Source organism: Peribacillus asahii (assembly GCF_004006295.1).
Classification (GTDB): Bacteria; Bacillota; Bacilli; order Bacillales; family DSM-1321; genus Peribacillus; species Peribacillus asahii_A.
Genome location: NZ_CP026095.1, coordinates 1,468,150 through 1,480,163, shown reverse-complemented (window position 1 = coordinate 1,480,163; position 12,014 = coordinate 1,468,150). Strand labels below are relative to the sequence as shown.

At 39.1% G+C, this 12,014-nt stretch carries 10 protein-coding genes; 1 reads left to right on the top strand and 9 read right to left on the bottom strand.

The genetic code is table 11. The annotated features are described in order from the left end of the window. Positions 1 to 30: 30 nt before the first annotated feature. The 9 genes from BAOM_RS07290 to BAOM_RS07250 form a co-directional block, all read right to left on the bottom strand. The gene (locus BAOM_RS07290; protein WP_127759705.1) at positions 31 to 1,491 is read right to left on the bottom strand and encodes a UDP-N-acetylmuramoyl-L-alanyl-D-glutamate--2,6-diaminopimelate ligase; all 1,461 of its coding nucleotides are present in this window, start codon (positions 1,489 to 1,491) and stop codon (positions 31 to 33) included. A gap of 243 nt (positions 1,492 to 1,734) precedes the next feature. Then, complete coding sequence (locus BAOM_RS07285) at positions 1,735 to 3,657, bottom strand: stage V sporulation protein D (protein WP_127759704.1); 1,923 nt, start codon at positions 3,655 to 3,657, stop codon at positions 1,735 to 1,737. Positions 3,658 to 3,822: 165 nt separating this feature from the next. Next, positions 3,823 to 5,988: a penicillin-binding protein gene (locus tag BAOM_RS07280; RefSeq protein WP_252283259.1), complete on the bottom strand. Its 2,166-nt coding sequence runs from the start codon at positions 5,986 to 5,988 to the stop codon at positions 3,823 to 3,825. Beyond that, positions 5,988 to 6,341, bottom strand: a complete 354-nt coding sequence (ftsL, locus tag BAOM_RS07275; RefSeq protein ID WP_119116657.1) for a cell division protein FtsL — start codon at positions 6,339 to 6,341, stop codon at positions 5,988 to 5,990. Before ftsL ends, BAOM_RS07280 begins: the two co-directional genes overlap by 1 nt. 29 nt (positions 6,342 to 6,370) lie before the next feature. Continuing rightward, positions 6,371 to 7,303, bottom strand: a complete 933-nt coding sequence (rsmH, locus tag BAOM_RS07270; protein WP_127759702.1) for a 16S rRNA (cytosine(1402)-N(4))-methyltransferase RsmH — start codon at positions 7,301 to 7,303, stop codon at positions 6,371 to 6,373. Between the two features lie 46 nt (positions 7,304 to 7,349). After that, on the bottom strand, positions 7,350 to 7,781 hold the full coding sequence (gene mraZ, locus BAOM_RS07265; protein WP_127762482.1) for a division/cell wall cluster transcriptional repressor MraZ: 432 nt from the start codon (positions 7,779 to 7,781) through the stop codon (positions 7,350 to 7,352). Between the two features lie 196 nt (positions 7,782 to 7,977). Then, positions 7,978 to 9,606 carry a bacillithiol biosynthesis cysteine-adding enzyme BshC gene (bshC, locus tag BAOM_RS07260; RefSeq protein WP_127759701.1) on the bottom strand — a complete coding sequence of 543 codons (1,629 nt, stop codon included), beginning with the start codon at positions 9,604 to 9,606 and terminating at the stop codon, positions 7,978 to 7,980. Between the two features lie 254 nt (positions 9,607 to 9,860). Then, positions 9,861 to 10,253 (bottom strand): DUF3397 domain-containing protein, encoded by a 393-nt coding sequence (locus BAOM_RS07255; protein ID WP_127759700.1) that lies wholly within the window; start codon positions 10,251 to 10,253, stop codon positions 9,861 to 9,863. A gap of 5 nt (positions 10,254 to 10,258) precedes the next feature. Further along, entirely contained in the window at positions 10,259 to 11,140 is an 882-nt protein-coding gene (locus BAOM_RS07250; RefSeq protein WP_127759699.1) for a 2-dehydropantoate 2-reductase, read from the bottom strand. A gap of 409 nt (positions 11,141 to 11,549) precedes the next feature. Between BAOM_RS07250 and BAOM_RS07245 the strand changes: the two genes are divergently transcribed. Further along, positions 11,550 to 11,999, top strand: coding sequence for an N-acetyltransferase (locus tag BAOM_RS07245; protein ID WP_119116203.1), 450 nt, complete (start codon positions 11,550 to 11,552; stop codon positions 11,997 to 11,999). Positions 12,000 to 12,014: the final 15 nt, after the last annotated feature.

Here is a 12,014-nt window from a genome sequence, read left to right as displayed (position 1 = left end):
ACTCCCTCATTCCTCATACAATAAAATCATTTATTTGTTTAAAATTGCTTTCTTTGCTTCTTCACGGTCATCAAAGTGCAACACTTGATCTCCTATTAGTTGATACGTTTCATGTCCTTTTCCGGCAATGAGAATTACATCACCAGCTTCAGCTTGTGAAACTGCATAGGCGATTGCCTCACGACGATCCTCTATTACTTTATACAGTTGGCCAGCAACGCCTGTTTCCATATCACGTAAAATTTGGCTTGGATTTTCGCTACGTGGGTTATCGGAAGTAAAAATTGGCAGCGTCGCAAATTGACAAGCAATTTTAGCCATCAGTGGACGTTTTGTTTTATCTCGGTCGCCTCCGCATCCAACAACGACAAAAATCTTTTTCTCCGCAAATTCTTGAACTGTTTTCAACACATTTTCTAAGCTGTCCGGTGTGTGAGCATAATCTACAATAACAGGAAAGGCTTGCCCTGCTGAAACAAGTTCAAAACGACCCGAAACACCTTTTACTTCCTCGATTGATTGAATGCTTGCATCTAAATCTACACCGGCACATAATGCTGCTGAAATTGCCGCTAGTACGTTATACACACTGAACTTACCCATAAGCTGCAGTTGCACTTGTCGCTCTTCATTCGCAAATACAAGCGTAAATGCGGTCCCTTTTGCCGAAATATGAATATCCTTAGCAACGACATCAGCTGGTTTGTCAATCCCATATGTCACAACCGTCGCTGCAGTTGCCTTAATGAAATCTTCTGCTGCTTCATCATCGGCATTTAACACAGCATATTTAGGACGGTTCTCTATATAAGTATTTCCAAGCTGAGAGAAAAGCAAAGATTTTGCTTGTTTATAATGTTCCATCGTTTTATGAAAATCTAGATGGTCTTGCGTTAAATTGGTAAAAACTGCAATATCATAATCACAGCCATGCACCCGCCCAAGCTCTAAAGCATGTGACGACACTTCCATAATAGCGGTATCTACGTTTGCTTCAATCATTTGATGAAACGCTTGCTGCAACGTCACACTATCGGGTGTTGTATTTTTCGTTTCATACGTTTGATCAGCGATTTTCGTATACATCGTGCCGATTAACCCGGTTGTTTGTTGTTGGTCACCAAAGATTTTCTCTAAAAGATGGCTCGTTGTTGTTTTACCATTTGTGCCAGTAATGCCAATTAAGCATAGCTTTTGTGTTGGATGACCGTAAAAAGCATCGGCCAGTACCGCCATTGCCCGCTTTGTATCTCGAACAACGATAACGGGTACCGGTAAATCAAGCGGTCGCTCAGCAAGAATGGCACTTGCTCCATTGTCTACAGCAGATTTCGCGAACTCATGGCCATCAACGGTGTACCCTTGAATACAAACAAATAAACTACCGTCCTTTACTTTACGGTTATCATTCTCTATCGAGGTAATGTCTGGATTATCCCCTTCATATTTAACTAAAGCGTGCAAATAAGATAGTAATGTATGTAGCTTCATTTTTCTCCATCCCTCTCAACTTTATCTGAGGATTTATTATAGGTGAATCATTACACCTTGTCGAGAAAAGCATGTATCATTGCTTTTCTATTGTAGACTCTTCAGCCTTCTTAACTGTTTCCTTTAACCATTTTATTTCTAAACAAAACCTCCACTCCCTAAACTGTATTATTCAGCTTAGGTTATCGTAAAACAAAGCGGCTGATGTTTCAGCCGCTTCCACTAACCATGTTTATTTTATACTTATTCTGTATTTTCGCCAAGATAAATTCGTATTGTGGCCCCTTCTTTTATTTTCACACCTGCTTCCGGTGCTTGTTTAATAACATAATCACCTTGTCCAGCAATATCGAGCTTTAAATCAAGCAGCTGCGTTTGTAATTCGTTTTTCGTCATTCCCACAACATTAGGTACTTCAATCATGACAGGGTCGTTCCATTTCCGCTCTTTTTCAATTTGATTTTTTCGCGGCTTCACATCAAGAGCATGAAGAGAGTCTTCCATGATTTTCCCAACGATCGGAGCGGCAACTACACCACCAAATTGTACAGTCCCTTTTGGATTATCTACAGCAACATAAATAACGACTTCTGGCTTGTCTGCCGGAGCAAATCCAATGAAGGAAACGATATGATTATTTTCCAAATAGCGGCCGTTTTCTGCTTTTTGAGCCGTTCCTGTTTTCCCGCCAACTCGGTAAGATTCTACAAAAGCACCGGCTCCGCTTCCTTTCGCTACAACCGATTCAAGGGCACGGCGCACTTCCTTCGATGTTTCCTCGGAAATAACGCGCCTCTTCGCTTTAGGTTTTTTCTCCATCACTACTTCCCCTGTTGTTGAGTCAATTAGTTCCTTCGCAATATAAGGTGTATACAGGATGCCGCCATTGACCGCTGCAGAAACAGCGGTTACCTGTTGAATCGGAGTCACAGATACCCCTTGCCCAAACGCTGTTGTAGCCTGCTCGACCGGGCCAACTCGGTCCATATTAAACATAATCCCTGTACCCTCTCCAGCTAAATCAATACCTGTTTTTGCTCCAAAGCCAAAATCTTTAATATATTGAAACAGCTTGTCTTTTCCGAGCCGTTCTCCTAATTGAACGAAGCCGGGGTTGCACGAATTTTCAACTACTTCTAAATAGGTTTGTGAGCCATGCCCGCCCCTTTTCCAACAACGTAAAGTTGCGCCTGCTACTTCGACATGTCCTGGGTCAAAAAACGTATCTCTATCTAAATTGACCTTGCCTTCTTCAAGAGCCGCTGCCAGTGTGATAATCTTAAATGTCGAACCTGGCTCGTAGGAACTCCATACTGGTAAATTTCGATTATACACTTCAGGTGGAACTTCTTGGAAGTTAGCTGGATCAAAAGATGGTCTACTCGACATCGCTAAAATTTCACCTGAATTCGGGTCCATCGCAATCGCAATGATGCCATCCGGATTATAGGTTGCCTCTGCATTATCAAGTTCCCGTTCAACAATCGTTTGAATTTTGCTATCAATCGTCAGCTTCACATCATTGCCATCAACAGGCGCTTTATAATCATCTGCCATATTTTCGAGTCTTTTCCCTTTAGCATCTGAGTAAAATTTCACATAGCCTTTTTCACCACTTAATTCCTTATCATACGTCAATTCAATACCCATTAAACCTTGATTATCCGAACCAGCAAATCCAAGTACATGTGATAAATAGGAACCAAATGGGTAATGCCGCTTTGAGTCTTCTGCAATATATACTCCCTTTAACCCTAATGCTTTTATTTTTTTCGCTTTTTCATGAGAAATCTTCCGTCCTTCTGGAATACGAACACTCATCGTCTTCTTTGTCACTAATTCGTAGGCTTTTTGTTTGTCCATATTTAATATAGAAGCAAGTTGTTCCGCCGCTTCGCCCGGGTTTTCGATTTGCCTTGGAATGACGTATACAGTCGGAGCTGAAATATTAGTCGCAAGCTCTACTCCATTACGATCCAAGATTTCACCGCGCTTTGGTTCGAACGGAATATTCCGGCTCCACAAATCTTCAGCTAAACTCGTTAACTCGTTGCCACGTAAAAATTGCACAATTCCTAGGCGAATATCGATAATAAAAAAAATGATAATCCCTGCTGCTAAAGCAATCGCCAGCCGTTTTCGCACCGTTACATTAGAAACTCGCAAAAACAGACACCTCCATTCACACTTGCTACAATATATGCTTGTCTTACAGACGGTAGACTAAGAAAAGCAAAGTCGAATGGATCACAACGAAAAAGCATCAGCTTACGCCAATGCTTTTTCGTTAAAACTTTTGTTTATATAGCTGTCTATATGAGTACGCATGCGTTAATCATGCACTTCTTCTTTATCTGGTTCCTTGTTCTCGACGATTTCATTCGGTTTTGTTAGTTCAACAATAAGATAATCGCCCTCTTTCATCGTCTTACCAGCTTTCATATTTTGTTTTGTCACATAACCAGTACCTGCTGTATTTAATTGTACACCGCTAATATTAGCAACCTTCATAACATCCCGCAGCGACCAGCCTTGCATATTAGGTGCCTTCATTTTCCCTTCCGTTCGGAAAATAATTTTCTCACCTGACAGTAAAGTAGACCCTGCTTTCGGAGCTTGATCGATGACTTTGCTTCCATCGCCAATTGTCACTACTTCATATCCTAATTGCTTAAGCTTTTTTGTAGCAGTTTGAAGCGATTGGTTCGTAAAATCTTCAAGCTCGGTCGCTGTTTGTTTTTTTATATTCGTTGGTTCAATATTTAAATATTGCAAACTATTTTGCATAACTGGCTTAAAAATCTCTGATACCGGATCCGCTCCTACATAAGAAGTACCCAAGTCCGGCTGCTTAACAGCCACATACATAACAAGTTGCGGATCATCCGCTGGTGCCATTCCTAAAAAGGAAAACACATAGTTATTCCGTCCAACCATATAACGTCCATCTGTTCCAGCAATTTCAGCAGTTCCTGTTTTCCCGGCCACATCATACCCTTCTAAAGCATATGGCTTACCCGTTCCTTTTTTAGCTGTCACAACGGTCTCTAAATAATCTCGAACTTCTTTCGCCGATTTTGCCGAAATAGGCTGACCAACTACTTTTGACTTTGTTGTTTTCAGCACTTTCCCATTGTCTTGATCAGAAATACTTTTAATGACATATGGTCTCATCATCTTGCCATTATTAGCAATTGCTGATGCAGCTTGAATTTGCTGAATTGGTGTGATTGTTGACCCTTGACCAAATGCCGTCGTAACTTTTTCAATTTTATATTTATATTGAATCTTTCCGATAATTTCATTTGGCAAGTCAATACCTGTTTTGTTATCAAAACCAAATTTCGTTAAATATTCACGGAACGTATCGGCACCGATTTTATCCATAGCAAGCGTTGAAAAGGCAACGTTAGAAGAGCGTTGAACTCCTTCTAGAAACGTCATCGTTTGTCCTGCCGGTATCCCACTGTGGTCTCTAGGTGATTTGGACCCGGGTACATTGTAGTTCCCAGATACATACGTCGCATTCGGATTAAATACTCCCTCTTCCACCGCGGCTGCCAATGTAAAAACTTTCATCGTTGATCCTGGCTCGAAGCTTTCTTCAATGGCTAAATTTCGCCAAGTATTTGTCAAACCTTCCTTCGTAACAGGATGAAAGCTTGGTCGTTGTCCCATTGCAACAATTTCACCTGTTTTTGGATTAGAAACAATCGCAATGATTTGACTAGGTTTATACTTTTCTTCAACCTTTGTTAAAGCGTCCTCTAATACAGTTTGTACCTTCTTATCAATCGTTAACGTAACATTCTTTCCATTTTGGGGAGCCGTCACCTTTTCTTGACTATCCGGCAATAACATGCCCCATGAATCACTATCAAAGGTAATCTTCCCATTCTTCTCTAATAAATCATCGTTCATATACCGCTCGATTCCAAATTTCCCCACGGTATCTCCTGTTTTTTCATCTTGTTCCACATAACCAATTAAATGAGAGGCAAACACACCATTTGGATAAAAGCGTCGGTTTTTCTTTTGGAACGTAATGCCAGGCATCTCCAGCTCTTCAATCTTCTGTTTCGTTTCGTGTGTTAAATCACGTCCTGCCTTCCCAAACTCCACTTGAAATAGACCTTTTTTAGTCAGACGTTCATAAATATCCGACTCATCCATTTCAATGAACTTAGCTAGCTGTTTTGCCGTCTCTTTCGGATTCTTAACATGCTCTTTCTCTTTTTCACTCAATATCGCGATTAAGGTGAAAGACGACGTATCCTCTGCAATGACTTCCCCATTTGTATCTAAAATATTTCCTCTTTTTGCTTCAAGCACTTGTTCTCTTTCATATTTCTTATCCAGCTTGGATGCCAGCACTTCTCCACCAGCGACACCTGTTGCCTGAATATAAATAAAACGAATCAGTAAGACAAAAAAGAGCAGGCCGAAAAAGAAAAATAACCCGGCTGCCCCTCGCTTCATATTTTTTTGTTTGAGCATTATTCCTGCACAACCTTCACGTTATTATCATTACGTTTAAGGCCAAGTTCTTCAGCCTTTTTCCATAATCTTTCATAACCACTTAATTCTTTAACCTGTATTTTTAAATCTTCATTCGCTTTTGTTTGCTTTTCAATAGAAACTTCTGCTTGCTGAATATCTTTATTTACTTTATAAATAGCAGCCTGATTAGAAATCATTTTGACACTAACAAATGCCACCATTGCAGCAAGGGCACATAGCAAAAATAGTTCACCAATTGAAATTTTGCTTTTCCGAACGACAACTGTCTGAACAGTTTGTCGCTGCTGTTCAGGTTGTTGCTCCTGAATTTTTTTAGCAAACGAGTTCATTCCACTCACTCCTATTGCGTATCATTTGTTTACTGCTTTTCTGCAATTCTTAACTTAGCTGACCGCGAACGATTATTTCCTTCTAATTCAGCTTCTGAAGGTAAAATCGGCTTTCTCGTAATCAACTTCAACGTTGGCTTAAACTCATCAGGAACAATAGGCAAACCAGGTGGAAGGTCAGGTAGGGAGCTAGCAGCTTTAAATACCTTTTTACAAATACGATCTTCTAATGAATGGAAGGTAATAACAGAGATTCTACCACGAGGGTTTAACATGGATATGGCTTGTTCTAATGAATCTTCAAAAACACCTAACTCATCATTTACTGCGATTCGAATTGCTTGAAACACCCGCTTAGCTGGATGTCCTCCTTTACGTCTTGCAGGGGCTGGAATCCCTTCTTTAATAAGGTCAACTAATTCAAATGTAGTCGTAATTGGTTGTTTGGCACGAGCAGCTTCAATCTTTCTTGCAATTTGTTTAGAAAATTTCTCTTCTCCATATTGGAAGAAAATGCGTACTAAATCCTCATATGACCATGTATTCACCACATCATAAGCAGAAATAGAAGCATTTTGATCCATTCGCATATCAAGTGGGGCATCATGCTGATAACTAAACCCTCGCTCTGGTGTATCTAATTGCGGCGAGGAGACACCTAAGTCATATAAAATACCATCTACTTTGTCCACTCCACGCGCCTGCAGTTCTTCTTGTAAATATTTAAAGTTATTTTGGATGAGCACGACGCGATCGTCATATGCACGTAATTTCTCTTTAGCATTTTGGATAGCGGTAATATCTTGATCAAAGGAGTATAGCTTTCCCTCACTAGATAACTGCGAAAGCAAGTATTCACTATGTCCCGCTCCTCCAAGTGTACAATCCACGTAAATTCCATCCGGTTTTATATTCAAACCATCAACCGTTTCTCTAAGTAGCACAGTCGTATGTTGAAACATTTTTTTCATCCTTCCAATCGATTAATTGAGTCCCATTCGGGTCGCCTTAAATATCAAAGCCGATCATACTCTCTGCTATTTCAGCAAAAGAGTCTTCTGATGTTGCAAAATAGTCTTCCCAAAGGGGCTTGCTCCAAATCTCAATTCGATTGGACACACCAAGAATTACACATTCTTTTTCCAATTGGCCATATGAAATAAGCGGCGCTGGAATATTAATTCGGCCTTGTTTATCTATGTCGCATTCTGTTGCAGCTGAGAAGAAAAAGCGAGTAAAAGAACGGGCATCTTTTTTCGTTAATGGCAACGCCTTTAACTTTTCTGTGAGAAGATTCCACTCCGCCATGGGATAACCAAACAAGCACTGATCAAGACCTCGTGTCAACACAAATTGTTCACCTAGGTTGTCCCGAAATTTCGCAGGAACAATCAACCGCCCTTTGGCATCAATGGTGTGATGGTATTCCCCCATAAACATACCCAATACCCCACTTTCTACTATCAATGTACCACATTTCTCCACTTATCTCCACTTGTTTTAAATTTAAATACTTTGGACCTATCATTTTCCATTAAATGTTTATTATAGGATAAACAAGCACTACTAATTACGCTTATATACTTAAACAATCCTCCGACATGCAAAAAGAGACAGGCTCAAAACCTGTCTCTTCCTATACATATATAAGTTTATGCTGATTATTAAAGCTATACGAAAGCTCCATCAAATCCTGCACAAAATCCGGCCCATATTTATTTAAATAATAAAAGATATTCCAAATTCGTTCCTGAGGAGAATGTAGTGGATACAAAGATTGAGCGATTCGATCGTATTTACGAACGACAACGGCATTCTTTTCTTTCGTGCTCGCTTCCATTTTTCCATAGATAAAGTCTAACTGCTGCTCAATAAAAAAGCGGTTTTTGTGCAACAAAGATTGAAGTCCTTTATCTAGTTCAACAGCATGCTCTGATAACTGTTGATGATTAACTTGTAAATCTCGCTTCATCTTGTCATACAACTGTTCAAGCAGCGGATCTTTAACAGATTCCAAATAACTTTCTTTTGCTTTGTCTGTTCCTTCTATTAAAACCGTTTCAAGCTCCAAGTCAACTTCCTGAAGGTCTGTTTCAATCCCGCGCTCTACTAGCGTAATATTAAGCCTTGGCACAATCGGCGGCATTTTCATCTCGAATAAATCGAAAGCCCGCTTTAATTCAGCCCAATAAGCAATTTCGCCTGGACCTGAAATAAAAGCTAGTACCGGAAAGAGCATCTCCTGCATTAACGGGCGTGTAACAACATTGTTGCTTAACCGCTCCGGACTATCTTTCGCCGTCTGTAAAAGTTCTTGTTTTGTAAAACGCAATTCACCATTTTTCCCAATAATTTGCCCATTATTTCTCTCTAACAAGCAACGGTCTTTCTTCTCTGGATTGTAATAGAATAAATTAACAGCGTTCGCATCCATTTCAATCATTCGTCGGTATCCTTGCTCTTGAATGAACGCTTGTTGCGCACATACGGCTGCTGTAATATCTTCATGACGCTCTACCATTTGCGTGAAAAATTGCGCCTCTAATTGTCGTAACCGCGGATCCGCTGCATCGATTAACAATAAACCATATTCATGAAACCATTCATGGATAAGTGCCGAAAAGAAATCAACAAATGTTTTCGAACGACACAAAATAGTCTTCATATTGGCAAGCAGCGCACTTGTATAATTTGTCTCACCGTACGTTTCGATAATCTCGTCAAACCACTGTTGCATAACCTGTGCGTCTAATTCAATATCAGAAACCATCGTTTTAAACGGCTGATAGGAAGGATATGTTTTCTTAGTCGGTTTCCCCTCTTTCATCACATAGACATGATTCACTTCTGCTACGTCATGGTCTTCCCCTGCAATCCAAAAGACGGGAATAACTCTTTTCTTAAGCACTTCTTCTTGCTCTTTGGCCAATTTAATAATCGAGATTACTTTATGAATCGTATATAATGGACCTGTTAATAAACCAGCTTGTTGTCCACCTATTACGACAACGGACCCCTCCTTACGCAAATCCGAAATACTCTTCATCACAGCTTCACTTTTTGGCAATCTTGCCATATAGTTCTCTATATAATCTGCCACCTCTTGGCGCAGAAACGTTCGATTCATTAATTCTTTATATCGATTATGGTACATGTCCTTACTAGACAAATCATAGTGGAAATAATCTTCAACTTCGAGATGCCCTTGTAAATAATCCGAAGCAAACCGATTTAAAGATGGTAACTCGAGATCTTTCATCTCCATTTATGTACTACTCCCTCTCTCTGCATCTTCAGTACTTTTGAGTATAGCACGCTATGTCAAAAAAATAAAAAAAGTTGCCTAACAGCCGAATTTTATGCAACATTGCTGAAAGCTTCACTAAATGATTCAACTAGGTTAGGTTATCCAAGAATTCATTGCTTGCCCTCATAACCTTACTTAACATTCGATAATATCCATCGTTAAGCTTTTGTTTAACATAGTTCAAGTCGTATGTACTAACAGGTTATGCAGCATTAGAAGATGAATACCCCTAGAATTCTAGTAAATAACCCATACAAGACAAGGGCACAATACGTACAAAAAAAGCATGCAAAGTTTAATCTCCAAAACCCTTTCAGAACCTTTGAAAAAACAATTTCCTGTTTTACCTTATAGTGAACAAGGACAACTGTACAGGCGATCGTTAAAACAATCAACATTAACACCCAAAAAAGCTGCTTATTCCAAATCACCGTAATCAAATAATTAACAGCAAAAATAAAAAATATAGTACTTAAATCCATTGCAATACGAACAGACCTGCGATGGTTTTTTGTCATTTGCTTTGCCACAGTAAAAAAAACGATATATCCGAGAATCGGTAATGTTACGAATGTTGCCACAAATGCGGATACAACAAACTCCACTACTATCAGCCTTCCTTCCGTTCTTTACCTTTAATCATCGTATAAAGAAAATCAATCAAACGATGTTCCTGTCCATTTTGTTTCGCTTGTGAAAGAACGTATCCTAAAATGGCTTCAATCTCTGTTTGACGTCCATGCTCTAAATCTTTCAGCATGGATGAACGATTTTCTGATGTTCCTCGACATACGGCCTTCACATGCTCTAATGTTTGTCCCGGATTGTCTATATGCAAAATCGACGCTAGTTCCTGAAAATAGGTGTCCATTAACTTGGCATATGCTGCATTCGTAACAAGCTCTCCATTTGGCACACCTAAAATAGCCGTCAACGGATTAATAACCGCATTGACAATTAACTTCTCAAGCAACATAGAATGATAATCCTTATACACTTCAAATGGAAAGAGCTCTATCGATTCATGTCTAAACGGCAATTCACTTTCATTCCCTCGAAAAATAGCAAGCTTTGTTTTACCTACCCCTGTATGTTCAACTGTATGTGAATCATGCTTTAAAGCTCCATGCTCAACGACCCCAACAAAAAGAGAAGGTGAAGCTAGCTTATTTAGAAATTCAATATGTCCATAACCATTTTGCAAAAATAACAGGGGCTGCTGACAATATTGAATCGACGAGTAAATGTCGGAAAGCTGATATTGCTTAACCGTGACAATCACCAATTGTGCATCTTCCACATTTTTTGCTAATTTTTTCGCGGTGATTGTTTTCGTTTGCACCTCTCCGTTCCTCATAAAATTTAATCCATCATGATTTAAACGCGCAGCCTGTTCTTCCGTTCTTGTATATACGGTTACGCTATGTAATTGACTCAAATAATTGGCAAACAATAAACCTATTGCTCCGCCTCCAATAATCGCTATTTTCATAAATTACCTCCATAATTATTCCTATTTTATCACATTTAACCTAATCACTTATAGTACAGAAGAAGATATAGGTTTGTAAGAATAAGAGAATTCCCTCTCAACAAGCAACCTATTTTAATTCTATGCTTTAAATAAGGAAGGATAAAATAGAATATGTTATACTATTAGTGAAGCGTTTTCTTTTTAGATATAGGTTTTGTTGAATAACGTTGTGGATTTGTGACTCATTTAACTTTCAGCAGAGCTGAAAGGCATGTGAAACCACGTTTTCACACCGAATAGGTCAAAAATTGTATAAATCAACCATATTCATGAACATAGCCTTGATATAAACATAAATAAAGAGCGCTTTATTCTTTACAACTAGATAACAAATGGGGTTTATGGAAGATATAAGGGGGAGCTTTAGATGGAATACAAAGTGGAACGCTTACTCGTGAATTTCAAAACGCTTGAAGAATTTAAGAAATTCAAAGAATACGGTATACAAGAATTATCTATGCTCGATGATTTAGAAGCAAATATCATTGAAAACGATAGTGAATCACCATTTTACGGCATTTATTTCGGAGATACACTTGTTGCCCGAATGAGCTTATATCAAAAAAGCGCGAAGTTCGATCATTACTTTGACCAGAAACAAGATTTTCTTGTGCTATGGAAATTAGAAGTACTTCCGAATTATCAAAAGAAAGGCTACGGAAAAGCTTTAGTAGATTATGCTAAAAGCTTTCATCTGCCAATTAAAACAAACCCGAGAGTTCAATCACAAGCTTTTTGGACAAAAATGGGCTTTGAACCAATTACTTATGATATGGATCGCGATCTTGGTGAAAATCCACTCGTATGGCGTCCATAATTGCGCAATCGTCTG